The 25,703-nt window shown below is 67.3% G+C and carries 25 protein-coding genes and 1 tRNA gene; 22 read left to right on the top strand and 4 right to left on the bottom strand.

What is annotated here, in order from left to right:
* Positions 1-4: 4 nt before the first annotated feature.
* From WDLP6_RS22405 to WDLP6_RS22300, 22 genes are all read left to right on the top strand, one after another.
* The gene (locus WDLP6_RS22405; protein WP_162594130.1) at positions 5-412 is read left to right on the top strand and encodes a hypothetical protein; all 408 of its coding nucleotides are present in this window, start codon (positions 5-7) and stop codon (positions 410-412) included.
* Positions 413-499: 87 nt separating this feature from the next.
* A complete protein-coding gene (locus WDLP6_RS22400; RefSeq protein WP_162594129.1) occupies positions 500-1,963 on the top strand; it encodes a hypothetical protein in 1,464 nt (487 codons plus the stop codon).
* Positions 1,960-2,160, top strand: coding sequence for a hypothetical protein (locus tag WDLP6_RS22395; RefSeq protein ID WP_162594128.1), 201 nt, complete (start codon positions 1,960-1,962; stop codon positions 2,158-2,160). The genes WDLP6_RS22400 and WDLP6_RS22395 overlap by 4 nt, the downstream gene beginning before the upstream one ends.
* The gene (locus WDLP6_RS22390) at positions 2,157-2,465 is read left to right on the top strand and encodes a hypothetical protein (RefSeq protein ID WP_162594127.1); all 309 of its coding nucleotides are present in this window, start codon (positions 2,157-2,159) and stop codon (positions 2,463-2,465) included. Before WDLP6_RS22395 ends, WDLP6_RS22390 begins: the two co-directional genes overlap by 4 nt.
* A gap of 97 nt (positions 2,466-2,562) precedes the next feature.
* The gene (locus WDLP6_RS22385; protein ID WP_162594126.1) at positions 2,563-3,564 is read left to right on the top strand and encodes a hypothetical protein; all 1,002 of its coding nucleotides are present in this window, start codon (positions 2,563-2,565) and stop codon (positions 3,562-3,564) included.
* 13 nt (positions 3,565-3,577) lie between these two features.
* Positions 3,578-4,546 (top strand): SU10 major capsid protein, encoded by a 969-nt coding sequence (locus WDLP6_RS22380; RefSeq protein WP_162594125.1) that lies wholly within the window; start codon positions 3,578-3,580, stop codon positions 4,544-4,546.
* A gap of 89 nt (positions 4,547-4,635) precedes the next feature.
* On the top strand, positions 4,636-4,953 hold the full coding sequence (locus WDLP6_RS22375) for a hypothetical protein (RefSeq protein WP_162594124.1): 318 nt from the start codon (positions 4,636-4,638) through the stop codon (positions 4,951-4,953).
* A 1-nt stretch (position 4,954) separates the two neighbouring features.
* Positions 4,955-5,557, top strand: a complete 603-nt coding sequence (locus WDLP6_RS22370; RefSeq protein ID WP_162594123.1) for a phage adaptor protein — start codon at positions 4,955-4,957, stop codon at positions 5,555-5,557.
* Positions 5,554-7,014, top strand: coding sequence for a hypothetical protein (locus WDLP6_RS22365; protein ID WP_162594122.1), 1,461 nt, complete (start codon positions 5,554-5,556; stop codon positions 7,012-7,014). Before WDLP6_RS22370 ends, WDLP6_RS22365 begins: the two co-directional genes overlap by 4 nt.
* Before the next feature lie 41 nt (positions 7,015-7,055).
* On the top strand, positions 7,056-7,688 hold the full coding sequence (locus tag WDLP6_RS22360; RefSeq protein ID WP_162594121.1) for a hypothetical protein: 633 nt from the start codon (positions 7,056-7,058) through the stop codon (positions 7,686-7,688).
* 11 nt (positions 7,689-7,699) lie between these two features.
* A complete protein-coding gene (locus tag WDLP6_RS22355) occupies positions 7,700-8,413 on the top strand; it encodes a hypothetical protein (RefSeq protein WP_162594120.1) in 714 nt (237 codons plus the stop codon).
* Positions 8,410-8,754 carry a cupin domain-containing protein gene (locus WDLP6_RS22350; RefSeq protein WP_162594119.1) on the top strand — a complete coding sequence of 115 codons (345 nt, stop codon included), beginning with the start codon at positions 8,410-8,412 and terminating at the stop codon, positions 8,752-8,754. The genes WDLP6_RS22355 and WDLP6_RS22350 overlap by 4 nt, the downstream gene beginning before the upstream one ends.
* Positions 8,751-9,335 (top strand): aspartyl/asparaginyl beta-hydroxylase domain-containing protein, encoded by a 585-nt coding sequence (locus tag WDLP6_RS22345; protein ID WP_162594118.1) that lies wholly within the window; start codon positions 8,751-8,753, stop codon positions 9,333-9,335. Before WDLP6_RS22350 ends, WDLP6_RS22345 begins: the two co-directional genes overlap by 4 nt.
* A gap of 2 nt (positions 9,336-9,337) precedes the next feature.
* Positions 9,338-10,099, top strand: coding sequence for a hypothetical protein (locus tag WDLP6_RS22340; RefSeq protein WP_162594117.1), 762 nt, complete (start codon positions 9,338-9,340; stop codon positions 10,097-10,099).
* The gene (locus tag WDLP6_RS22335) at positions 10,099-12,015 is read left to right on the top strand and encodes a hypothetical protein (RefSeq protein WP_232077536.1); all 1,917 of its coding nucleotides are present in this window, start codon (positions 10,099-10,101) and stop codon (positions 12,013-12,015) included. The genes WDLP6_RS22340 and WDLP6_RS22335 overlap by 1 nt, the downstream gene beginning before the upstream one ends.
* A 1-nt stretch (position 12,016) precedes the next feature.
* Positions 12,017-14,578, top strand: coding sequence for a hypothetical protein (locus WDLP6_RS22330; protein ID WP_162594115.1), 2,562 nt, complete (start codon positions 12,017-12,019; stop codon positions 14,576-14,578).
* A gap of 163 nt (positions 14,579-14,741) precedes the next feature.
* Positions 14,742-15,512, top strand: coding sequence for a tail fiber protein (locus WDLP6_RS22325; RefSeq protein WP_162594114.1), 771 nt, complete (start codon positions 14,742-14,744; stop codon positions 15,510-15,512).
* Between the two features lie 9 nt (positions 15,513-15,521).
* On the top strand, positions 15,522-15,773 hold the full coding sequence (locus tag WDLP6_RS22320) for a hypothetical protein (RefSeq protein ID WP_162594113.1): 252 nt from the start codon (positions 15,522-15,524) through the stop codon (positions 15,771-15,773).
* Positions 15,770-16,000 (top strand): hypothetical protein, encoded by a 231-nt coding sequence (locus WDLP6_RS22315; RefSeq protein WP_162594112.1) that lies wholly within the window; start codon positions 15,770-15,772, stop codon positions 15,998-16,000. The genes WDLP6_RS22320 and WDLP6_RS22315 overlap by 4 nt, the downstream gene beginning before the upstream one ends.
* 10 nt (positions 16,001-16,010) lie before the next feature.
* Positions 16,011-16,508: a hypothetical protein gene (locus tag WDLP6_RS22310; RefSeq protein WP_232077215.1), complete on the top strand. Its 498-nt coding sequence runs from the start codon at positions 16,011-16,013 to the stop codon at positions 16,506-16,508.
* Positions 16,508-17,089, top strand: a complete 582-nt coding sequence (locus WDLP6_RS22305; protein ID WP_162594111.1) for a hypothetical protein — start codon at positions 16,508-16,510, stop codon at positions 17,087-17,089. Before WDLP6_RS22310 ends, WDLP6_RS22305 begins: the two co-directional genes overlap by 1 nt.
* Positions 17,090-17,947, top strand: a complete 858-nt coding sequence (locus WDLP6_RS22300; RefSeq protein WP_162594110.1) for a hypothetical protein — start codon at positions 17,090-17,092, stop codon at positions 17,945-17,947.
* Positions 17,948-18,314: 367 nt separating this feature from the next.
* On the opposite strand, the gene WDLP6_RS22295 is transcribed toward WDLP6_RS22300, so the two are convergent.
* The 4 genes from WDLP6_RS22295 to WDLP6_RS22280 form a co-directional block, all read right to left on the bottom strand.
* The gene (locus WDLP6_RS22295) at positions 18,315-19,172 is read right to left on the bottom strand and encodes a hypothetical protein (protein ID WP_162594109.1); all 858 of its coding nucleotides are present in this window, start codon (positions 19,170-19,172) and stop codon (positions 18,315-18,317) included.
* 450 nt (positions 19,173-19,622) lie between these two features.
* Positions 19,623-19,697, bottom strand: a tRNA-Arg gene (locus WDLP6_RS22290).
* A 24-nt stretch (positions 19,698-19,721) separates the two neighbouring features.
* Positions 19,722-23,798, bottom strand: coding sequence for a translocation/assembly module TamB domain-containing protein (locus WDLP6_RS22285; RefSeq protein WP_162594108.1), 4,077 nt, complete (start codon positions 23,796-23,798; stop codon positions 19,722-19,724).
* 11 nt (positions 23,799-23,809) lie between these two features.
* Positions 23,810-25,699: an autotransporter assembly complex protein TamA gene (locus tag WDLP6_RS22280; RefSeq protein WP_162594107.1), complete on the bottom strand. Its 1,890-nt coding sequence runs from the start codon at positions 25,697-25,699 to the stop codon at positions 23,810-23,812.
* Positions 25,700-25,703: the final 4 nt, after the last annotated feature.

Below are 25,703 nucleotides of genomic sequence, written 5' to 3'. Positions count from 1 at the left end.
CACCATGGCAAACGTACTTTTCGATCCGGGCCGTGAAGGCTTCGCGGATGGCACGATCAATTGGAGCACCGGCGACATCCGCGTGATGCTGGTCAAGTCGGCCTATACCTTCAGCGCTGCGCACAAATTCCTGTCCGACATCACGTCTGGCAACGACAACGGCCGCAGCGCCTCGCTCGCATCGAAGACGCAGGCCTCTGGGGTGTGCGATGCGAACGACACTACGCTGACGGCGACCGCGGCGGTGGCCTGCAACGCGCTCGTGGTGTTCCAGCACACCGGCACCGACTCGACGGCGCGGGTCATCGCCTACATCGACACGCCGACCAGCGGTCTGCCATTCACGCCGAGCGCGGGCCAGTCTGTGCCGATCACCTGGGACAACGGCGCCAACAAAATCTTCAAGCTGTAGGCACGAGGTGCTGTGAGCGCTTTAGTCGCCGGCCAGTGCGTCGCAAAGAACAGCGGCACCGGCGGCACGACCTTCACTACGGGCGCGATGCTGGCGCCTGGTGGCGGCGCGCACTCCACCACGGCAGGCAATCCCGTCCTCGTTGCGGTCATCACCGGCTCGACCAATACATGCACCGGCATCATCGACAACAAGACCGGGAACACATACGCCGCGCTGCATGCGGCAGAGAGTTGGGCCTATCCGGGTGGTGGCGGCGACAACCAGTGGCTGCAGTTCTTTGGGTGCCCAGGACTGGCCAGCGGAGGCGCCGGGGCCGGCAGCGGTCACACGTTCACAGGCACCTTCTCGGCAGCCGCCCCCTACGCCACGATCATCGCGGTAGAAATCACGGGCGCGGCCGCATCGGCGCCCTTCGATACGGCCTGCTATACCTACGGCCAGATCACGAGCTCGCAGATTCCTGCGCCTCCGCCGTTCCTGATGACCAGCAACGCCTTCGCGCAGGCGGACGAACTGGTCTTTCTGCTCGAAGGCTCGATCGCTTCAGGGACCTCGACCTACGCAGCGACTGGCTTCACCTCCGTCGCGCAAAACGGCGACAACAGCACATGGGCGGCGGGGCTGCTCTCGAAGAACATCAGCAGCACGGCGGCGCTGTCGATCAGCGCGACCGATGGTGTGTCGTCGGCGATGTCGCTCACCGTGATCGCAGTGAAGTCCGCCACGGCGGGCGGCATTACCGGCGCCGGTCAGATTGCGAGCGGGGAGGCGTTCGGGGCTGTCGTCGTCGGAGCTGGTGTTGCGCCGGCTGGAATCGCGAGCGCGCAGGCTTTCGGTGCGCCGGTCATTTCCGCAGGCATTGCGCCTGCAGGCATTGCATCCGCTGGCGCCGTGGGAGCGCCGGCGCTGGGCGGGGGCATCACGGCGGTTGGCATCGCCTCGGCGCAGGCTCTCGGCGCGCCCACCGTGGCCGCCAGCGTCTTCGCCGCGGGGATTGCCTCAGCCGAGGCGTTTGGCGCGCCCGTGGTGGGCGGCATCGGGATTTTCGCGGCCGGCATCCCGTCTGCCGAAGTCTTTGGGCAGCCCGCGGTCGCAGCGGTGATCAGTGCGGCTGGCATCGTCTCCGAAGAGGGTGCGGGCGCGCCGACTGTCGGCACGCCAGCGCCGCCGGCAACGCGCTTCGGCGGCTTCGAGATGGCGTGCCCGCGCGAGGTGTCCTTCAAGCCGCTGTCGCAGCGCATCCTCGAGGCGCGCAATGAGCGCCGCGTGAAGCCGGCGAAGGAGAGGGCGGCCAAGCGCGCGAAGGCGATCGAGGTCGAGGCGGCATTCGTCGCGCTCGACACCGGCAACCAAGCGCGGTTTCAAACGCTGATGGCGCAGTGGCTGGCGCAGCGACCCGTGCTGCCGCCGGCGGTCGAGCCGTCGGCGCTGTTCCTGGCGCAGGTCCTGTTCCGCATCCAGCAGATGCAGGCCGAGGAAGCATTGCGCGCCCGGCTGCGCGCCCAACGAGATGAAGAGGAAGCGCTGATCGCGCTGCTACTGACATGACCGAACCTGATCGCTTCTGCGCCTCGTGTGCGCACTGCACCCAACGCATCGAGAACGGTGCCGACTGGCAGGCCTGCATGCACCAGCCCGAAGGTGCGCCCGCACCGCTCATGCCGCACCAGCAGCGCACGGCGCCCGCGGACGAGGCGGCCAACTTCTGCGGCATCGAAGGCATTTTCTGGGAGCAACGCGCATGAGCAAGTCCGATCACCAGCTCGCGCACCTCGGCGCCGAGGCGGCGCAAGTGCTGAGCAACCCGGCCTTCAGTGAGGCGCTGCGGCTGATGCGCGAGAGCGCCTATACCACCTTCAAGCGCATGCCAATCAAGGATGCCGAGGGCCTTGTGCTGGCTGCGCAAGCTGCACGTCTGACCGACGCCGTCGAATCGACGCTGCGCGGCATGCTCCAGGCCGGAAAGATGGCGCAGAGCCGAATCGATCTCAACAGCGCGCGCAGCGAATCGAAGCTGCGACGCGGCATGCGCGCCGTCACCGGCCGCTGAATTTCGGGCCTGCACCGGCCTATCTGGGCTCCGCTGAGAAGCGTCCCGTGTCTACCCCCTGGTGCCTCGTGGGGGTGGTCTTGACTGAAAGCATCACATGGACGGACAAGCCGAATCTGGCCCCGAGTCAGTAGATGACCTGGCGCAATTCCTCGTCGACAACCCTGAGGCCGACGCAAAGGATGAAGCGACCGAACGCAGAGAGCCCAGCCGCAAGGCGGACAACTCCGACGCGGATGAAAACCCGGACGATGAGTCTGGTGCAGGCCCCGCAGAGGATCCCGACGACGAGGACGCCGAGGGCGACCACGACGAGGAATCCGACGACGCCGACAAGCGGCCAAGCCTGAAATTCAAAGTCCCTGTCAAAGGCGAAGACGGGGCCGACACCACGATTGAGGTGGACGAAAAGGAATTGATCGCCGGCTACCAGCGACACGCGGATTACACCCGCAAGACGATGGAGATGGCGAACCAGTCCCGCGAGGCGGCGCAGGTTGTGACGAAGCAGCTCGAAGAGGGCCGCAGCTACTACCTGCATCAGGCGCAAATGGCACACACGCTTGTTCGAACGCTCGCGGGCCTGCGCTCCCCGCAGGAAATGGCGGCGCTCGCCCAAACCGACCCGAGCCAGTACGTGCAGGAGACCGCGCGCGAGCGTGCGATCAACGACGTGCTCGCCCAGATCGAGCAGGGCATGCATCACGAGACGCAACAAGGCGAGCAGCAGACTCAGCAGCAGATGCAGCAGGAGTTTCAGCGCGCATGGGGCGTCCTCGGTCAGCAGGGTATCGACAAGCCCAAGCTGCAGAAGATCTTCGAAGGCATCGCGAAGGAATACAGCGTTCCGAAAGAGCGCTTCGCGAAGGTCTCGGATCCTGCGCTGGTGCTGATCATGCGCGACGCCATGGCCTATCGGGAGCTGAAGACGAAGGCCGCGACGGTCAAGCCGAAGTCGGGCGATGCCCCTCGGCTACCCGCCGCGCGCCAGGCAGTGCCGGAACGAGAAAAGGTCAGCAAGACCGTGGCCGCCCGCTTCAAGAGCGGTCGCGCGAAGGTCGACGACCTGGCTGCGTTCCTTCTGACACACAAACACTGAAGGAGCCATCACCATGGCACAACCCGCAAACGTGTTCGACCGGTACGACGTGAACAACTCCGTTCGCGAAGACCTGATCGACAAGATCTACAACGTGTCGCCGGAAGAAGTTCCGGTCACGACCAACTTCGGCCGCGGCACTGCGACCAACACGCTGCACGAGTGGCAGCGCGACGCGCTCGCCGCGCCGAACAAGGACAACGCGATCATCGACGGCAATGACTTCTCGGCCGATGCCCTGGTTGGCACCGATCGGGTCGGCAACTACTGTCAGATCTTCGCGGCGCAACCCGCTGTCACTCGTCGCGCGAACATCGTCAAGAAGGCCGGCCAAGGCAAATCCATGGCCTACCAGAAGGCGAAGCGCATGAAGGAAGTGAAGCGCGACATCGAGGCAGCGGTGCTGTCGCCGAACCCTGCCGTCGGCGGCAACAGCTCGACCGCATCGAAGCTCGGCGGTCTTGGCGTGCTGATCTACAGCAACGTCTCCCACGGCGCTGGCGGTTCGACCACGGCGCACAACTCGGGCGCCCCGACCGTGGCGCCCGTCGCCGGCACGCCGCGCACCTTCACGGAAACGCTCCTGAAGACCGTGGCGCAGGCGGCCTACACTGCAAGCGGCAAGGTGCCTCCGCAGGCCGTGATGTCGCCGAACCACAAGGTGACCTTCTCGACCTTCGCAGGCATCGCGGTCAACCGCTACCAGGTCAGCAAGAAGGAGCAGGGTCGGATCATCGGCGGCGCGGACGTGTACATGTCCGACTTCGGCGAGATGGAGATCGTGCCGCACTACATCATGGTCGGCGCCAGCACCGTCTACCTGATCGACCCCGAGCACGGCGAGCTGTCCTTCCTGGATGGCTTCCGGTCGGAGGAAATGGGCAAGACCGGCGACTCGGAGAAGGTGCTGGTCACTGCCGACGTGACGCTGACCGTCGATGCCGAGAAGGCGCACGGCAAGATCGCCGACCTGACCCCGTAATCGCGCAAACGTGGGGTCGCATTTCGCTACCCCCATCGCACTTCAAAGGGCCTCCCTCACCGGAGGCCCTTTTTCATTGGGAGAACGCAATGGGCTATGAGGAAAACGTCACCGTCGACGAGGGCGTGAGCGCGCAAGGTGTGCGCACGCAACTGCATTTCGAGGGCGATTCCCTGATCGTGCAGCGCAGCTACGACGCCGAGCCGCATCTGGAATATGCGCGCCAGGCTCGAGAGGCCACCGAGGGCAAGCGCTGGGGCGAAGGCCGGCTTGTGGGCCACATCCCGGCCGCCGAATATGCGCGCTTCCTGCTGATCCGCGACAACGCGCAGCGGCACGCCGCCATCAAGACGTGGCTTCGTGAGAACAGCAAGTTCGTCATGTTCGACGCCTACCTGAAGCGCTGACATGGCATTCGCTTCCTACGTCGACCTGCAGGCCAGCGTACAGGCGTGGCTTGCGCGCAGCGACGCGCTGGTGATCAACCGGATCCCCGACTTCATCCGCCTGGGCGAAGAGCGCATCGGCCGCAAGCTGCGCGTGAGCGGCATGGTGCAGATCACGACGCTCACGATCGTTGCCGGCCAAAACTGGGTCGCACTGCCGACTGACTGGCTCGCTTTCGAGCGGATCGACAGCGCGACGCGATCGCGCATCGAGTACATGTCGCCCGACGCGCTCGCCGATCTGCCCAAGAGTGGCGACGACTCGAAGTACAGCATCGAGGGCGGCCGGCTGCTCTACGGCGTGACGCCGATCGCCGATACCGTGCTCAACGTGCGCTACTACCAGCGGCCGCCTTTCCTCGCATCGGCGAGCTCGACATGGCTGCTGACCGCCTCGCCGAGCCTGTACCTGTACGCGGCGCTGGCCGAGGCGTCGCTGTTCCTGAAGAGCCCGGACGAGGCCTCGCGCTGGGGCCAGATGTTCGAGAAGACCCTGGCCGAGATGAAGGGCGCCGACGAGGGCGCCATGATCAGCGGCAGCCGCTTGAGGATGCGCCCGCGATGACGCCGATCATGGGCTTCGCACCTGACGCGGATCCGACTGTCGCAGGCGTGCTCACGGACTGCCTGTCGCTCATCCCCTATGCCTCGGGCTACTTGGCCGCGCCGTCGCCCGTCGCGGTGAGCGCTGCGGCGCTGGCGGCCGAATGTCGCGGCGCGGTGGTGGCGACGAAGCTGGACGGCTCGCGGCGCCTGTTCGCCGGCACGCAGACGAAGCTGTACGAGCTCTCCGGTGGCACCTGGACCGATCGGAGCGCTGCCGGCAGCTATGTCGGCTCGACGGAGTCTCGTTGGAGCTACTGCCAGTTCGGCGACACCTCGATCGCTTCCAATCTGGCCGACGCCATGCAGTCGAGCGCAGCGGGCTCGTTTGCAGCCATCTCGGGCGCGCCGAAAGCAAAGATCGTCGTCAGCGCTTCGAACAACTTCGTCATCGCGTTCAACACAAACGATGCGACCTTCGGGGTGTCGCCAGACCGCTGGTGGAACTGCGCGCAGAGCGATCAGACGAATTGGACGCCGAGCGTGGCCACGGGCGCCACGACGGGACGACTGGTCGCGCGCGAAGGCCAGATCACGGCCGCGCTGCCTCTGGGCGACTACATCGTGGCCTACAAGTCCCGGGGGCTCTTTCTGGGCTCGTTCGTGGGCGCGGCGAATGGCTCATGGCAATGGCCCGTGGTGCCGGGCACCGAGTGCGGTGCGGTGGGACAGGAAGCGGTTTGCGACATCGGCGGCGTGCACTTCATCGTCGGTGAGGATGATTTTTGGCTTTTCGATGGCACGCGGCCGCAGCCATTGACCGAAGGCATCTGCAGGGACTGGTTCCGAGCCAACTCCTCGCAGACCTTTCGCTATCGCACGAAGTGCACCTATGACCGGCAACGCAACATCGTGCGCATCGCCTACCCATCGCCGGGGTCGACGGGCGCCTGCGATCGCAGTCTGGTCTACCACTGCTCGACCAAGAAATTCGGCGTCGACAACGTCGTGCAGGAAGCGGCGCTCAACTTCATCGCGCCGGGCGTGACGATCGACGGCCTGGATGCCTACGCCTCGACCATCGACGCGCTGCCGCCGATCCCCTTCGACTCGCAATACTGGCTGTCGGGCGGACGCCTCTTCGCCTACTTCGATTCGAGCCACAAGCTCGTGACGGCCACGGGACCGGCGGGCCCCTCGATGCTCACGACGGGTGACAGTGGCGACGACGACAGCGTGAGCGCGATCGACCGCTTCCGCGTGCGCTTCGCCCGCGCGCCACTCACCGCGACGGCGACAGGCCTGGTCGCAATGAACGAGGGCGAGCCGATGCTTGCCTCGGGCGCTGTGTGCGCGATGAACGAAGGCAAGTTCGATCTGCGGCAGGAAGGGCGGTTTCACCGCGTGCGCCTGGACATGACGGGCGACCTGATGGCCACCGGCTATGACATCAAGCTGAAAGCGACGGCAGGACGATGAGGCTGCCAACAGAACCGCGGATCGAGAGCGGCAGCAATTTCATGTTTTCGCTCAAGGCCTGGATGCGCAGCGTCGCGCAGCTGGTGAACCCGACGGCCGACGCGAGCGATGCCAACGCGAAGGCGATCGCGACGATCCTGGCGCAGCTCGCGCCCACCGGCAAGCTGTCGCACTTCGCGCGCGCCTCGGCGCCTGCGGGCTGGGTGGCTGGCGATGGCGGCACGATCGGCAATGTCGGCTCTGGTGCCACGCGCGCCAACGTCGACACCTTGGCGCTCTTCACGGCTTGGTGGTCGGAATACACCGATGCCCTTTTGCCGATCTTCACGAGCGCCGGCGCGGCCAGCACGCGCGGCGCGAGCGCTGCAGCCGACTGGGCCGCGCTCAAGCGCCTGACGGTTTTCGACGTGCATGAGCGCTTCATTCGCAGTTCTGGGCCGACCAGCATCAACGGCACGAAATACGCGGCGACAGAGGTCTTCGACAACTTCGGAAACGTCGGATCCGTATTGATCGCGCCGGCCACCTTGGCCGCCACCGTCAACGGCGATGGCGCCGGTGGCACCACGACTGCATGGAATCAGGTCGCGGTGGGCAGCCCCAACACCACCGCCGTCGCGACGCAAAAGGTGCGCCCCATCAACGTCGCCTTTCTCGGCTGCTTCAAGCTCTAAGGGGGAACCCAATGGCAGATCCATACAACTTCGGCATGGGCGCGAATCTGCCCACGCTGGCGACCAACCCATACCTCAATGGCAACCCGTACCTGCAGCAGCAGATCGATGCGGCCAGTGGCGACATGGTTAAGAACTTCAACCTGACTGCGCTGCCGGCCTCGAACGCCGCGCTGGTCAGGAGTGGCTCCTTCGGCAATTCGGGCTTGCAGGAATTGCAGCAGCAGGACGCCAATGTCCTGCAGAAGAACCTGGGCAACCTCTCGAACACGGCTCGATTCAACGACTACACGAACCGGCAGCAGGAATACAACTACCAGCAGGGCCAGGACCAGCAGAACCAGCAGTTCGGTCTCAACTTCGGGCGCAGCCTCAACAACGACGCCTACACCCAGAACATGGGCAACCTGCAGGCCGGCATCGGGCTGCTCGGCACGCTCGGCAGCACCAACGCCAACGACATCAGCTCCACGACGACGCAGCAGAATGCGCCGCTCAACTACTACCAGCAGTTCGCCACGACCGCCAACGGCCTCGGCGGCAACGGGCAGACCAGCACCAGCACGCAGGGCACCACGAGCAACCCGCTCGCAACTGCGCTGGGCGGCGCGCAGCTGGGATCGAAGATCTTCGGCAGCGGCTCGGGCAGTTCCTCGGGGGGCTGGAACTGGGGCGGCACCGACAGCACGGGCTACAACTCGGGTACGGGGACGTGGTGGGCATGAGCACCGATCCGATCACCCATCACTTCGGTGGCGGCGTCTACATCAAGGAATCGCTCGTGCCTGCCGGTGCGGTGCTGGTGCAGCACAAGCACGCGCACGATCATCTGAGCTATCTGGTGAGCGGCTCCGTGCTGGTGCTGGTCGACGGCGAGATGCGGCGGTTGGATGCTCCCGCATGCCTGAAGATCGTTGCCGGCAAGCACCACGGCGTGCGCGCGCTGACGGCGGCGACGTGGCTATGCATCCATGCAACTGACTGCACGGATGCGCGCGATGTCGACGAGGTGCTGATCCAGCCGAGCGACGAAGACCTGCACGCGATGGCCAGGAGCATGTTGTGAAGCGCGACGACATCCCCGACCTGGTCGAGGCGCCGGCCGGCTACGCGCCGATCAGGCTGATGTGGCAGGGGCTCAACGTCGAGCCGATGCGCGCGGCGCTCGCGGCCCATCCCGAGCTCTGGAACCAGCGCACCGAGCGCACGGCGCCCGAGGGCTCGCCGCATCACGGCCTGGATGACATTTGGCCGCGCTTCGCTGATCCGGCCACGATGCGCGAGGACGGCTCACACGATTCCGTGTGGTATCCGGCGGCCGACCTGCTTCCCGTGCGCGAGATCGTCTTCCCCCTGATGGCCGGCGTGCGCGGCGAACGCCTGGGTGGCGTGCTGATCACGCGCATCCAGCCGGGCCGAACCTGCAGGCCGCACACGGATCCGGGATGGCATGCCCGGTTCTACGAAAAGTTCGCAGTGCAGATCGAGGCCGCTCCCGAGCAGGCCTTCCACTTCGCCGGCCACACGCTGGTGACGAAGCCCGGCGATGTCTATTGGTTCGACAACGCCTACACGCACTGGGTCACCAACGACAGCCAGCGCGACCGGATCACTCTCATCGTGTGCATTCGCACGGAAAGGAAATAGCCATGCCATGGGGAGCAGCAATCGGGGCGGGCATCGGCCTCATCGGGGACTCGATGAAGTCCAACAGCAACGGCGGTGCCGGCACGCAGACCAACAGCAAAGATCCATGGGCCGCGGCGCAGCCGTGGCTGATGTCGAACATCGTGCAGGGCCAGAACCTGCAGGGCCAGTACGCGGCGCAGCCCTTCAGCCCGCAACAGACGGCCGCATACGGGAACCAATATGGGCTGAGCGACTATGAGCGCTCCCTGGTGCCGTCGCTGCTGGGCCAGCTGTCGCGCCAGCCGCTCGGCTTCGATCCGAACAACCCGAACGCGAAGTCGCAGGCCTTCGACTGGACGGGTGGCGGCCTTCTGGGCGCGAACGGCACGCCGAACCTCAACCAGAGTTCGGTGCTCGGTGCCAAGCCGCCGCCCACCGCGGCCGCGGCGCCCGCGGCGCAGCCCGCGAGCTCGTTCGTCGACCAGGGCAACAACCAGTTCACGGCCAATCGCACGGCCGACAACCCAATGGGCGTGACGATGGGCGTCGGCGGCTACGGCTCGTTCAAGTACGGCGACCCGATTCCGGCCAAGGGCACGCAGAAGTACTACGACTATCAGCAATATCTCGCCTATGGCGGCGCGGACCCCGCCAACCTCTACAACGGGGGCGTCTCCAACATGTGGGGCATCTATGGCGGCGGAGGCGGCAACAGTGGCTCGAGCGTCGGCGGCTCGCCTGCCGGTGATGGCTCCGGCGGCGGCGGCCCGGGGGTGTTCTGATGGCCGGCCTACTCGACTTCTTGACCAGCGACGACGGCGCGCTCGGGCTCGGCCTGCTCGCCGCCGGCGGCCCCACCACGGACCCGAATCGCTCGGGCTTCGGCCAGCGCCTGGCCGGCGCGGTGCAGAACGTGCAGGCAAACCGGCAGGCGCAGCTGCAGTCCAAGTACATGCAGTCGCAGATCGACGAGAACACCAGCCAGGCGCAGCTGCGCGCGCAGAACCTCGCGCTGCTCAAGCGCAAGATGGACATGCAGGCCGGCCTTCTCGGCTACCCGACCGATGGCAGCACGCCGGCAGTCGGTGGCGCTGGCGCTCCCGCCGCGCCGGCCATGGGCGGCTCCGGCGGCTTCGGCGCTGCGGCCGGTGCTGGTGGTGCGGCGCCGTCCGGTGGCGCCTCGCCCACGCCTGCAACGCCAGTCAGCACGCCGGCGGGCCCGATGTCGCTCGCGCAGATCTCGCAGCGCTACCAGATCCCGTATGAGTCGCTCGCGCTCGACCTCGTGAACAACGACGGCAAGGGTATTGCCGACATGGTGTTCAAGCGCGGCACGCCCGACATGCAGGTCGCCAACGGGTACGCTTACGACAGGAACAAGCTGCCGTCCGGCTTCATGCCGCAAGTCACCACGTCCTCCACTGGTCAGACCTCGCTCATCCTGCCGAACGCGCAGGGGACAGTCGATGTGTCGGCGCCGAATGGGGCTGTGCCGACGTTTCAGGCATATCAGGACGTGCAGGATCGCAGCCGCGCAGCGGTTTCGCCTGGTCGGCCCGTGATCGGCCCCGACGGTCGGCCGCACGGTCAGTCGCAGCTCGCCGAGGTCGGCGGCGTGCCGCCGCCGGTGACGCTACCGGGGCGCCCGTTCGGCGCTCCTGCGCCGGACATGCCGCATGCCGAACCGGGTATGACAGGAAACTTTCAGGGCGATCCGTCGCACATCATGGAGCTGATCAACAGCTCGGGTGCGAGTCCGCAGGAGAAGGCGAACGCGATCGCGGCGCTGAACCAGCAGATGCGTGCGCAGCAGCCCGGCGCCGGCCCAGCGGTGCAAGGCCCGCTATCCCTGGTGAACCCGCCTGCGGGCGCCGCGCCTGCACCATTGATCGGCCCGGGTGCGGGCGCTCCGGCCTCGAGCTCGGCCACTGGTGCGCTCGACTTCTCGCCGGCGGAGAAGGGTCAGCAGGCCGCCCAGGATGCGCTGCTCAAGGCCCAGGCGACCAGCTCCAACGCCTACAAGGATGCGCTCGACTCGCGCGTGCAGAACGGCGCCGCATTGAACATGCGCATGCAGGCTGCGGTCGACGCGCTGCAGAAGTTCCAGACCGGCGGCGGCAAGGAAACGCGCGCGGGCCTCGCGCAGACCGCGCAGGCCTTCGGCGCGCCGGAGTCGGTCGTGAACGGCATCGCCGGCGGCGACCTCGGCTCGATGCAGGAATTCCAGAAGCTCGCGGTGCAGCAGGCGATGGAAACGCTCAAGGCCTCGATGGGCGGGCAGGGCCGGATTTCGCAATCGGAGTTCCGGGTGTTCCAGGCCAACAACCCGAATCTCAACACCGACCCGAATGCGGTGCGCAAGATCTTCGACTTCAACACGCGACTGTTCAACGCCGACCTGGCCGAGCAGCAGGCCTATCAGAATTTCATCAAGACGCCGGGCAATTCGCCGGGCGACTTCCCTGGTTTCTGGGCGCGCCAGCAGCAGCAGCTCGGCATCACGAATCCGAGCCTCAATGCGCAGGCCGCGGCGACGACGACGGCCAAGGGCGGCACGGCTGCCCAGTTCGGCGGCTATGGCAGCCCGCAGGCCGCGATATCCGCGGCGCAGAACGCGCTGATGCGCGACCCGTCCAAGCGCGCCGAGGTGCAGCGGCGCCTGCAGAGCATCGGTCTTTCGCTGCCCGGAGGAAGTTGACATGGCGCTCTTCGACGACATCGGTGCAGCGCCCGCGGCGGCTCCTGCTGCGAGCGGCGGCGGCCGGCTCTTCGATGATCTGGATGCGCCCGCGCCGAAGGCCGACGATGGCTCGAGCTCGCGCTTCCTGCACGCCGCTGCGCTGATCCCTGGCATCGGCCCGCTCGCCGCGCTCGGTGTGAAGGATTCGACGGCGCTGGGCGGCCTGATCTCGGGCTTCGCGGACACCGGATCGACGCTACTGAACCAGCTCGCGAAGCCGGCGGTGCAGCGCGCGGCCGCGCTGGTGCCCGGTGTCGGCGCGCTCGCCGCGGTGAATGCACTGCGGCCGGACCTCAATTCCGCTCGGCAGGCCTCCCTCGACGCCTTCAACCAGGCGCATGAGGGCGAAACCGGCTTCACGCCTATCCGTGTTGCCGGCAACATTCTGGCGACGGCACCGGTCGGCGGGGCGCTCGGCGAAGCTGCAGGCGGCGTCGCATCCGCGGCGTCGCTGGCCGGCGGTCGAGTGCTGCCGGCGATCGGCCGCTTCCTCGCGCCGGTCGCAGACGCCACCGGCTCGGGCGGCATGACTGCCGGCGGCGTCACCGGGCTGGCCAGCGTCCCAGCGCGCATGGCCGGCGGCGCGATCAGCGGCGGCGCGCAGGCAGCGCTCGTGGACCCTGGCGACGCCAACGGCGGGGCTGCGATCGGCGCCTTGCTGCCGCCCGCGCTCGCCGGCGCCGAAAAGGCGAGTGCGGCTGTCCCGCGGCTCGTGCGCGGCGCCTTCGCGCCCACGATCGCCAAGGATGCTCGCTCGATCCTCGATGCCGGCGGCTTGCTGTCGAGCGACCTGGGACAGGTGCGCGCAGCGCTCAGCCAGCAAGGGCCGAGCATCGTGCAGGCGCCGCTCACCGTGCCCCAGATCCTGCAGAACCCCGGCATTTCGCAGTTCGCGCGCACGCTCGACAACTCGGGCGACACGGCGCTGCAGCGCGCCGCGGCCGCGCAGGAGACGGCGCGCCAGGCCGCGCTCGGTCGGATCTCGCCCGTCACCGGCACGCCGCTCGAATCGGCACAGCAGTTCGGCAACGTGGCCGGCCCGCAGATCGTGGCCGGCGATGCGGCCGCACGCGCGAAGACCGATCTGGCATTCAAGAAGATCGATCCCGACCAGGTCACCGCGTTCGAGCTGCCGATCGGCAACATGCAGGCGCAAGCGGACACCTATCTCGGGCCCGGCACCTTCGGCATGGGATCCAAGGCGCAGCAGGCGCTGTCCACGGCGCGCGAGATCGGCCAGCAGACGCTTGAGGCGCCGACCGTGGCCAAGGTCACGAAGGGGGGGCCGACGGTATTCGACGCCGTGAAGGCCGCCGGCGGCATCAACAGCGAGACGCCGGCCGGGCAGGCCTTCGCGGGCGAGTTGCGCGACCTCACCCAATCGGGGCTGCGCGGTGTGGTGAAGAAGGGCACCGGTCAGTCGCTGGACAAGCTGGCATCGCGGTTGCACGAGGCAGGATTCCTGGAAGACGACGATCCCGCGACGCTGCTCAACGCGCTGCGTGACCATGCCGCGGGCGAATCGGCTGTGTCGAACAGCGCTGACGCCGACGCGATGTTCCGCGGTCGGTTGGAAGCGTCGCAGGGCGAACCACCGAGCGCGATCACGATCCCGAAAGCGATTCCCTTCGCCCAGGTGCAGAACCTACGGTCATCGCTCAGTGCCGCGGCGCGTGGCATCGAGAACAGCTCGGCCGGCGCAAACGCCGAATCGGCAGCGCTGCGCAAGATGATCGGCGACATCGACTCGCGCGTGCAGGCGGTTGCCGACGGGCGCGGCAATTTCGGTGAAAACTTCCCGCCCGAGACGGTGCAGCAGTGGCAGGATGCGCTGCAGGCCAAGCGCGACCAGGTCCACACATTCCGAACCGGCCCACAGGCGTCGCTATTCCGCAAGGGCGGCGACAACCAGGCCGCGGTGCAGGGCGCCGAGCTCGCGCCGAAGTTCTGGAATGCGGGCGGCTCGCAGGCCGATGACCTGGCCGCATTCGGCAAGGTCGCGACACCGCAGACGACGAGCCTGCTGAAGAACTATGCCGTCACGCAGGCCGCGAACCAGACCGATCGCCTCGGAAACCTCACGAACACGAAGTTCGGCGACTGGCTCAAGGCGCACAGCATCGGCATCCCAGGCCTCTTCAACGAGGGCGAGCAGGCGACGCTGCGCGGTGTGGGCTCGAACCTCGCGACCGCGGACGCTGCTGCATCGCTCGGCATGGCGAAGGGCTCGCCCACCGCGAAGAACCTGCAGAACGCGCTGAACACCGGTGTGCTCGGCCATCCGGCGATCGGGATCGTCGCGGCCAAGCTCCCCTATGGATCGCAGGTGCTGTCGGCGCTGCAGGGCGTGGGCAAACAAGGGCGCGTCGATCGCCTGGGCGCCTTGATGGCCGACCCCGAGGCGCTCGCAAAAGCGGTCGCCGCCTACCAGGCGCTCAACCGCCCCCTGGGCCTTGCGGGCCTGTCGGACTTGAATCGTCTGGCCGTTCGGAGCGCGCCTCTGCTATCGACCGCCCAGTGATCAGCGTGTAGACGAAGTTCACGACGAAGACCACCACGACGAGTGTGATGGCTCCCCAAAGCTTGTATTCGAGGAACGGCGACATGCCGCCATCTTAGACCGCCTGACACGCACCCTCCTGCAACCCGCTTCGGCGGGTTTTTCTTTTTCTGAAAGGCTCTTCATGGCCCTCATCACGACCCTCGCGGCTTGCAACACCAATCCAGCGCTGAATGGCCCGGACGGCACGACAGATCTTCCTTCAACGCTCGACGATGCGATCCGCCTCGCGCTCAGCTTCATCGCCCAGCTGCGCGACGGCGCCGGTATCCCGACCGGCATGGTGTCGGCATTCGCCGGCTCGATAGCGCCGATCGGCTGGATTCGTATGAATGGCGCGCTGATCTCGCGCACCACCTACCCGAACCTCTTCGCTTTTGCGACCGCGCAAGGGTTGGTAAGCGAGGCGACTTGGAACGCCAACATGCAAGGGTGTTTCTCGGTTGGCGATGGCTCGACGACGTTCCGCCTGCCCGACACGCGCGGCACGATGATCCGCGATCTCGACGAGAGCCGCGGCATCGACGCTTCGCGCTTGCTCGGCAGCTACCAGGTCGATCGGAACGCGGCGCACACGCACAGTGTCAGCGACCCAACCCATACGCATGGGGTATCCGACCCGACCCACACGCATTCGATGGATGCACAGGGCAATCACCAACACAGCGTCGACCAGTTCGCCAGCGTGTTCGCAGGGAACATCTTTGCGGGCGCCGTGCCCCTGTATAGCCCTGGCGCAAGCGCCACCGGCGTCGCCGGGCTGCACGCCCACAACATTTTCGGAGCCGCCACCGGAATCTCTCTTTTCGGTGCAGCGACTGGCATCAGCGTCGTCAGCTCGGGCGGCGACGGGGTGCCCAAGAACTACGCCTTTCCCCATTTCATCAAGTACTGAGGTCCGGACATGCTTGTTCATCACTACAGCCCTTCGACCGGAGCCTATCTCGGGACGGGGCGCGCCGACGAATGCCAGCTCGAGCCTGGCGTCTTCCATGTGCCCGCCTATGCGACCGTCATCACGCCGCCCACCGGCTTCGGCGACGGTCTCTATGCGGCCTTCGACGACGCACAACAGCAATGGGTGCTGCGCGAGATCCCGCGGCCCGAGATCAACGACCAGGTGCAGGACGTGATCGCGAAGGGGGAGCCTGCATGAAGCACGAGATCAAGGACATCGTCTACGAGCTCGCAGTGCGCACCACGCCGGCGAGCTTTCTCGCATGGTGGGCCGGCATCAACTGGACCACCGTGCTCGCGATCGTGCTCGGCATGCTGCAGATCGCCTACCTGATCCGCAAATGGGTCCGCGAAGAAACCGCGTGGGGTCTGCGCCTGAAGCGCTGGGCCGAAGGTCGTTTCACCGCGCCCGGCGATCTGGAATAGGGAGTACGCCATGGACCTCGATACCCCGATGCCGCTGGCGCAAGTCATCGCGAAGATCCTCAATCCTGCACTCGCAATGCTGCCGCTGGCAATGGACAGCCCGCGTGCGCGATTGCAGCTGCTCACGCAGGGGCAGCAGGAGAGCCTTTTCAAGTACCGCCGGCAGATGGGCAACGGGCCTGCGCGCGGCTTCTGGCAGATGGAGCGCGGCGGCGGCGTGAAGGGCATCTTCAACTTCCACACGACCACCGGCATCCTGCATCAGGTGTGCGCGGCGCGTGACTGCCCGTTCGACATCCCGATGATCTGGGCGCGGCTGGAGACCGACGACATCCTTGCTGCGTGCGCGGCTCGACTGCTGTTGTGGACCGATCCCTATCCGTTGCCGGCCGTCGACGATCCGGCCACGGCCTGGGATCTCTACGTGCGCGTATGGCGGCCGGGCAAGCCGATCCGCGACACCTGGAACGGCTACCACGAGGCGGCGCGCGCAGCGCTGGGGCTCTGATGGCAGACGCATCTTCCTTCGACTGGAAAAAGCTCGTCGGCACGCTCGCGCCGGCCGTGGCCAACGCGTTCGGAACGCCCGCGCTCGGCATCGGCGTCACGATGCTGTCGAATGCGATCTTCGGCAAGCCTGATGCAAGCACGGACGACATTGCGACTGCCATCGCGAGCGGCCAGCTCACCGGCGAGCAGATCGCGGCAATCAAGGCGGCCGACAACGATTTTCAGACGAAGATGAAGGAGCTCGATGTCGACTTGGCCAAGCTCGCGGCCGACACCGACGCCGCCTACCTGAAGGACGTGCAGGACGCGCGTGCGCGCCAGGTCGCGACCAAGGACTACATGCCGCAGGTCATCTTCTTCCTGCTGCTCGGGCTCTATGCGTGCGAGTTCGCGCTGTTCTACTTCGGCAAGATGCCCACCGACGAGTTCGTGCGCGCGCTCATCACGCGGGCGTTCTCGACGGTCGAGGTGGGCTTCACCGGGGCCGTCGCGTACTTCATCGGCTCGAGCCATGGCAGCAAGACCAGTGGCGACGCGGTGCGGCGCATCGCCGAACAGCAGCCAGCGGGAGGCAGGTAGATGGGCTTGCTCGATGCGCTCTCGGATCCTGCCTTCCGTTCCGACTTCGGCGGCGGCCTGCTCGATGCGGCAAACCGCGGCGTTGTCGGCGGCCTGCTGGGGGCGCCGGTCGATGCTGCGACCGGCGTGGTGAATGCGGGCCTCATGGCTGGGGGCTATCTGGGCGGCCAGATGGGGCTGCTGTCGGCCGACCAGCTGCCGCAGCCGATCACGAACCCGGTAGGGGGCTCGGAATGGATCGGCCAGAAGCTGCAGGATGGCGGCTTCGTCTCGCCCAATCGCAACGCGCTGGCTGAGGCGCTCGCTACCGCGGCGCTGCCCGTCGCCGGCGCCAAGGTCGCGCGCGCGTTGCCCGTCATCGACGCAAACTCTGTGATCGACATGATGAACAGCGGCCCGCGGCCCGGGTCACTGGATTCACAGATCGGTGCAATCTTTCCGGCCGGCAAGGCGCGGTATCTCGCCGACATGCGCGCTCGCCAGTCGAGCGGGACATATCCCTTTGGTGACGTGACGGACGGCCAGGCGAAGCAGCTCGCGCGGTACGGCCTGACGGCGCCGAGCAATCAGGTCTTCATGACCGATGCGGCGTTCAACAAGCTGCTGGCCAAGCGCGTCGATCAGCAGAACTACACGCCTGAGGAAATGGCGGACTTCGCCGAGCGGGCGATGCAGCCGCGTGCAGGCGTCGACCTCGATCCCGCGAAGGCCTTCCAAAATCCGGCCCTGGTCAACCGCAGGCAATGGGATCCGGTCACAAAGCGGTATTACGACGCGACGATGCCGCTGGCGCCGGGCGACGCCGGGTTCGAGATCCGCAGCATCTTTCCGGATGGGCTGCCGCCCAGAAAGAAATAAGCCCCCGGGTCTTTCGATCGGGGGCCTATCTGGTCTTGTCCGCGGGGTGAGGTTGGGTACTCACTCTTGCCGAAGCGCGTCACCGCGGAAAAACACTACGGCCGGGGGTGCCGACACGGTAGAGCGATTTTACCGCTTCCATCGGCAGATGTCATCTTGCGCACCCGGGCGCCAGAAACAGCAAAGCCCCCTGATGTAGGGGGCTTTGCGGGCCAATCAGGAGGGGGTGGCGCCGATTTCCACCTCTCGTACTTTCACGGTCCGAAGACCGCCATTGACACGGCACAACCTGATGAGCACTCCCGGGGACGACGTATCGTTTGCCGCGGTGAGGGTATTTTAGGCCTCTCCGTAGCTGATATCACTCTCAAGCTTTCTGCGGCTTGGTCGGTGGCGTCAGCGTGAACTTGTAGCTAACGATTTGCTGTCGCGCGATCACCCGCGCGGCACGCTTGGCTCTCTGCTTGTCGATTCGTGCAAGGCGTCGCGGCCAATCCTCAGTAGAAAACAGGCCGCCGATGCGTTCCAAAAGTTCGCGAGTGATCGCCTGAAGGGGATCGATGTTGAACTCGTCGTAGCAGTAGGGGCCTGCTCGATACTCAGCCGCCTCCGAGACCTCGCGGCAGGCTGTCATAGCCTCGCGCATCGGTGCGATTTCCACGAGCTGGCGTAAATATGCTGCAACGATGTTGATTGCCCACTGCGCTTGCATCACACCATTGCTGTTGCGCTTTGCAGGAAGATGCGCCAAGTTCGCCAGGCGACTTTCAAGACACAGCAATGGGTGCAGGATGTAGAGGTGGACCGGGCCAACTTGAACAGGCACCGCGCGTTCAACAATGGCCTTGGGATCGAGTCCGACGAGCGATTTCAAAAAATCGATCAACACGACTCTTCCGTCTGGGCGCTTGTGAAACGCTACTGCAGTGTTGGGCGACGGATCTTCGGGCGAGGCCAACTGAAGGTCGGTGTTATCTCGGCCTAGTTGCTTGCACAACCAGATCGCAGACTCTTTTTTGCCGAACCAGTCGGTATCCTCAGTCAGTGGCTGAACGTCGCCGCTCGGAGCCAAGACCTTGAAGTAGAGCCCCCAAGCTTCGATCGCTTGGCCGCCCACCAAGACCAAGCGCGCAGGATCATTCGAGACCTTCGAGCCTACAAAAAAGAAATCGTCTCTGTTGAAAGCGTCGACACCGTGAGTGTTGACGTAGTCCCGGATCCGCAAGGCCGGCTTAGAGCTTCGGCCAGTGGCAGACTCTGATTTCGATGTCAGGGGGAACGAATCCGAACATGCTGCCACCTCCAGCCGGAGGCTTCACATGGGCAGAGGCCGACGACCGCATCGCTCTGGCCTTCACATCCTGCAGGTTGTACGCAGGCGAAGCAGAGCGCACGCCCTGCGAGGCAGCGTCAGCTGAATGTGGTTTGCGGTTCACGGGGTCTTCTCTGCGTTTCGAGGCAAAATTGCCTGCTTGCTTAACGTCAGTATATGGACTCGGTATTACCGTATCAAGCGATTGGGCTTAGCGAAAGCGCCACTTTTCGCACGTCGCGGCTGTGTCCGACGGCGTAGCTGGCTAAACATACAGCCCGGCGTTGACAACGTTCTATGCCCTCGTTTTTGTCCCGCTTGCGTCCCGAACGATATTAATTTCGTTAATAATCAATGGCTTACTGGTGCCCTCGACAGGAATCGAACCTGTATCTGAGTCTTAGGAGGACCCCGTTCTATCCATTGAACTACGAGGACGAAGGCGAACGCGACTTTACCAGTTCAGTCGTACTTGACCGTGTAGATCAGGTCGATGCCGCTTTGCTGGCCTGCCTGCGCGCGCAGCGTCAGCCGGGTGGTCAGGTCGTAGAAGATGAAGAGGGTGCCCAGGGTGCCCGACAGGCTGCGCTCGTAGGTGAGATAGAAATCCCGCGCCAGCCGCTTGCCGAGCGTGACCGCCGATTCGCGCAGATCACCGCCGCTGCCCGGCCCCTTGAAGCCGACCTCGTCGAGCCCGAAGCGGCTGGCGAGCCCGCCGCCGGAACTGCCCTTGCCGAGGCCACTGAGCAGCGCCAGCGCGGCCTGCTGCATCAGCAGCGACTCGCCGCCGCTGGCGGCCGATGCACGGCCCAGCACGACCCATGACAGCGTCTCCGCGTCCGACAGCGAAGGCTCGGAATACAAGCGCACGCGCGGCGATTGCGCGGTGCCGCTGATCTGGACGCCGGCGCGCTGCGTGATGTTGGGACGGATCGCCAGGATGTCGAGCTGCGGGTTGTCGAACGGGCCGTTGAAGCGCGCCAGGCCCGTTTCCACGTCCAGCTGCTGGCCGTAGGCGCGGTACTGGCCCTTGACGGTCTTCACCTCGCCGGTGATGCGCGGCGGCGCGTCGAGCGAGTTGCTGCGGATGTCGAGCTTGCCCTCCAGGCGCGTGGTGATGCCGCGTCCCTGCACCGCGAAATCGTCGCCGAGATCGAAGGTCACGGCGACGTCGAAGGGCTTGGCGGTCTGCGCCCTGGCCGCCTGGGTTTCGTCGCGCGCGGTCTGGCGCCGGGTTTCCTGTTCGGCTTCGCGGTCTTTCGCCGCCGAGTGCACGAAGACGTCGCTGCCGAGGCTGGGTGCGGTCTCGTCGGGCAGGATGATCACGGCGCGGTCGGTCTTGAGGTTGCCGCGCACGGTGAACTGGCCGCTCTCCAATCTGGCTTGCAGATCGCCCGAGAGCGTGACCTGGCGGTCGGTGCGCACCAGCACGCGCAACGCGCGCACCTGGGCCTGCAGGTCCATGCGCAGGCCCGAGCCGGCGCTCGCGGGCGACATCGACGCCCACGAGAGCTGGCCGCGCGCCGAGAGCGTGCCGCCGTCGCTCGCGGCTTCGCTGGCCCCGGTGCTGCGGTTGCCGCTCTGGCCCGCGATGCGGACCTGGCTGCCGGCGCCGCCCTTGAGCGTGAATTCGGTGATCTCGACATGGTCGCCCGACAGCGAGGCGCGCAGTTTCCCGTCGCGCAGGTCCAGCCCTTCGACCAGCGCGCGCAGCGCCAGCTGGTCGGCGCCCAGCGTGCCGTTCCAGCGCGGCGCAGCGCGGCTGCCCGAGAGCGTGGCGTCGGCCTGCAGCGTGCCGGCGACGCGCCAGCCGGGCGGCGCGAGGATCGACCACACGCCGAGGTTGGGCAGCCGTGCCGCGACATGGCCGGCGAGCGGCGCATCGGGCGCCCATTGCCAGCCGCCCGCATGCTGCAACACGTGCGTGCTGGCCTCCGCCTGGATGGTGCCGGCGCGTTCGCTGTCCCAGGCCAGCTTGGCACGCACCGTGTCGCCTTCGGCGTCGAGCGTCAGTTCCGCCTGGCGCAGGCCGGCCGGCGTGCTGAGGCCCTCCGACGCCGCATTCATGCTGCGTTCGCTCGCCGTGCCGGTGCCGTGGCTGGTGATGCGCGTGACCAGCGCCGCTTCGCCGGCCTGCACGCGGATGTCTCCGCTCTGGCGCGTGAGCCGGGCGCGGGCGCGCAGCGTGTCGCCGGCATCGATGTCCCAATCGCCATCGAACAGCAGGTCGCCGCTGATGCCGGCCTCGGCCAGCGCCGAGTTGCCGCCGAGCGCTTCGGCCCAGGCCATCGGCAAGCCCTGCAGGCGACCTTTCGATTGCAGGCGGAAGGCGTGGCTGGTGGCGGCGCCGCTCCGGCTGAAACGCAGCGGTTCCCAATCGATGCGGACGGTGCCGGGCGCGGGGCCGCGCAACGTCGCGGCCGCAGCGGAGGCCTCGACCTCCAGCCGAGGTGCGTTGCCGGGTACGGTGCGCACCGTGGCGCTGAGGGCGCGGCTCAGCTCCAGCGTCCAGGGGCCGGGCCGCGTGCTGTCCTGCGCCTGCACGCGCAGGCTGGCGACGGCCGCGCGCCATTGCCGGGCGCGCTCGAGGCCGCCGCTGGCCCGGGTGTCGAGCGTGATCTTCTGCGTGCCGCTCGATGCCTCGCCCTTCAGCGCCAGCGTCGCCTGGGCCAGGCTGCCCGACAGTTCCGCGTGCACGCCGTTCAACCGCAGCGCGGTCGCGGCGCCCGACGCTGGCGGCGGCAGCCGCACATCGAGTCGCGGCACCGCGAGCGTGGCCTGCAGCGTGGGCTCGGCCGCAGGGCGCGCGGCGGGCTCCGTCGCGTTCTGCAGGCGCCGCTGCACCGCCTGCCATCCGCCTTGCCAGCTGGCATCGAGCCGTGCATTGCCTTGCGCCGTCGCACCCGTGAACACATTCTCGAGGCCGGGCAGGCCTTCGACCCAGCGCTGCAGGGCGACGGCATCGTCGACCTGCGCCTTGATGTTCCCGCCGCCCGAGGCGGGTGCGATGCGGCCGTGCACCTGCGCCTTGCCGCCCGGAAGGACGAGGTTCAGGTCGCCGCTGCCGGCCTGCTCGGCCACGCGCAGCTGCAGCTTGCCGTCGAGGCTGGCGTGCGCGGCGTCGATGTGCAGCGCACGCAGGTCGAGCACCTGCTTCTCCCACTGGCCCTCGGCCACCGCGCGGTCGAGCCGCAGACCCTGCAGTGCCGCGCTGCCGGCACCGCCCTCGGCCTGGAGCGCGAGGTCGAACATCAGGGCTTCGGCGCGTTGTTCGGCGCGGATGCGGCCGTTCACCGGCGCGCCTGCGAGTTCGGTGTGGAGCGCGCCGGGACGCACGCCCTCGATCGTCGCGCGCGCCTGCCACGGTGCGGGCGCGGGACTCCACCGTCCTTCGGCCTCGATGCGTCCGCCGCCGGCCCGCACGGTGGCCTCGGGGATGTCCCAGTTCGTGCCGTCGAAGCTCGCGCGTGCCTCGACCTGTTCGATCGGGAGTTTCGCCGTGTCCCAGGGGCCGGGCAGGGCATTGCGGATGTCGGCGCTGGCCTGCCAGACCTGGGGGCCACCGGGCGTGCTGCCGGCGTCGGGGCCGGCTTCGATCTCGCCGCTCAGCAGCGTCGCGGGCGCCTGCGGCCAGAGTCGGGCGAGGTCGACGTTGCGCAGGTCGGCCTTGGCATCGATCACGGGCTGCGGCAGCCAGGGCGCGATGTTCGCCTGCAACTGCGCTTGCATCGGCGCCTCGGCGCTTTCGTCCACGGGCTTCAGTTGCGCCGTCGCCGCGAGCCGCGCCGCGGATGTGGCGAGCGTGCCCTTGAGGGTGGCCTCGGCCAGCACGTCGATGCTGCGGTCTTTCGCCAGCGGGGCGCGCACGCGCCCGTCGAGCGCTGCGTCGAGCGCCATCGGTGCCGGGCCTTGCAGCTTGACGTGCGCGGCGTAGTGGCCGTCCGCAATGTCGACGCCCGTCACGTCGAGCTGGTGCTGCGCGTCGGCGTAGCGGTAGTGTCCGGCGAGGCCGGTCGCCTGCAGCGCAGGCGGGCCGGCCCAGCGCAGTTCGTCGATGCGGAACGGCAGCTCGACCTCGACCGGCAGCACGATGGGTTCGAGCGGTTCGACGGGCTTGTCCGAGGGCGGCCCGCGGCGTTCGATGGCCACCTGGGCCGCATGCACCTCGCCGAGCTGGACCTTGCGCTGGAGCAGCGGCGCCAGCTCCCAGCCGATGCGCGCGTCGTGCACTTCGACCGCGAGGCCGGGGCCTTGCCAGCGCAGCCAGCCGATGTGGCCGCCGGCCCTCAGCGAGCCCGTCACGTCGCGGCTTTCCAGCGATTGGCCGGCGGGCAGATGGCGCGCGGCCTGTGTCAGCGCGTAGGCCAGCGACTGGTTGGAGCCCAGCCACCACCAGGCGCCGGCCGCGAGCACGAGCACCAGCGCGACCAGCCCGGCGAGACTCCAGGCAAGGGCGAGCCAGGCGCGGCGGGCACGCGAACGGCGCACCTCCGGCACAGGCGCGGGCGGCGTGGGCTTGGCAACGGCATCGTCGTTCATCGAGCCGTGCCTCAGAAGGAAAAGCCCAGGCGCAGGTGCAATCTGAAGCGCCTCGTCGCCACGCCGTAGGCCAGGTCGGCCTGCACCGGTCCCACCGGGCTGCGCCAGCGCGCGCCGATGCCGACACCCACCTTGGCCTGGAGTTCGGCCGGCTTGTCGGCCACGGCGCCGGCGTCGATGAACACGACGCTCTCCCAGTCGGTGAGCTTGCCGTGGTACACGAAGGGCCGCTGCCATTCGGCGCTGGCCACTGCAAGGTAGCGGCCGGCCTCGATCTGGCCGTCGGCCCGCACAGTGCCGATCTGCCGGTAGCTGTAGCCGCGCACCGTGGTGTCGCCACCCGTGAGGAACATCAGGGTCGACGGAATCTGCGCAGCGTCCTTGGCGAACACCGCGCCGCCCTCGGCGCGCAGCTGGATGCGGCCCTGGCGGGCCTGCGTGCCGTCGTCGCCCTGCACGCTGCCGAACGGAAAGATGCCGACCCAGCGTCCGTAGGCGCGCGTGAACGGCAGGCGTGGGCCGGTCAGCGTGTAGCCGGTGCCGAGTTCCAGCGCCAGGCCGTGGCCGTGGGTGGGCGCGGCTGCATCGTCGAAATAGCGCGCGGTCCAGTTCCAGTTGATGCTCAGCGCGGAGGCCGACGGCGGTGCGTCGATGCCGTGGTTCTGGGCGTAGTCGTACTGCAGGAAGTAGCTGCGGTCGATGTGGTCGCTGCTCCTGCCGATGCCGCCGCGCAGCCGGCCGCTGTCGACCTTGTAGCTGCCGGAGGTCTCGCTCTTCAGCAAGCCCGACACGAACGGGCGCCAGCCCTTGTCGTCGGGGATCGCATTCCAGTCGGTGCCGAGCGACTGCGTCTCGCGGTCGAGCGACAGCTTGGATACGGCGCGCCATCCGAGCAGCGGCAGCTGGTTGTGGATGTGATCGACCGACAGTCGCGGTCCGCTGTCGGTCGTGAAGCCGGCGCCGAGCACCACCTTCTGCAGCGGCGCCTCGCGCACCTGGGCGATGACGGGCGCCCACAGGGGGTTGTTGCCTTCGGTGTCGAGCGTCAGGAAGACGGAGTCGTAGTAGCCGCTGCTGGCCAGGCGCTGCTGCGCATCGAGCAGTTTCTGCTGGTCGTAGTCGGTGCCGGTGGGCACGCGCGCGATGCGGCGCGCGCCGTCGGCGTCGTAGCGCTGGCTCCCATGCACTTCCAGCGGGCCGAAGCGATAGGACGGTCCGGAGACGTAGGTGACGCCCAGCCTGGCTTCGCTGCGGTCGGCGTCGATGTCGGCGCGGCTCGACAACAGGCTGCCGGTCGGATAGCGCTTGGCCGTCAGGTTGCGCAGGGCGGCGGCCTTGGCGTTGTCCCAGGCCTGCTGGCTGAAAGGCTGGCCCGCGCGCAGCGTCCACCCGGTGCGGATGGCGTCGCGCTGCGCCTGGGAGGCCGTATCGTCGGCGATGGGACCGCTGAAGCCGATCTGCACAGTGCTCACGCGCGTCTGTTCGCCGGGTTCGACGGTGATCGTCACCTTGCGCGGCGCCTTGCCTCCGGGCGTTTCCTTCAGCTCGAGGGTGAGCGTCGGCGTGAAGTAGCCGAGCGTGCCGAGCAGCTCGCGCGCATTCGCCTCGGCGGCGACCATCAGGCGCGAAAGCTCCGATGCGCCCAGGTCGCTCAACGCGCGGTAGCGCTGGATCTCGAGGTTGCGCACCAGATAGTCGTGCACCGGAGCAGGCGCGCGCACGTCCACCGTGAAGGCATCGCCGCCGGTCTTCGGGGCGGTACCGGTGACCGGCGCCGGAACGGCATCGGCTTCTGTCGAATTCCTGGTCGGCAGCAGACTGCAGCCCTGCAAGAGAAGGCTGCCCGCAAAAAGCAACGCCGGCATCCACGCCGGCGCAAGAGAAGGTACCGCCCTGACCATGCGG

The sequence above is a fragment of the Variovorax sp. PBL-E5 genome, from assembly GCF_901827185.1.
Lineage (GTDB): Bacteria > Pseudomonadota > Gammaproteobacteria > Burkholderiales > Burkholderiaceae_C > Variovorax.
The sequence above is the reverse complement of the archived record's forward strand: the minus strand, read 5'-3'. Positions and strand labels throughout refer to the sequence as shown.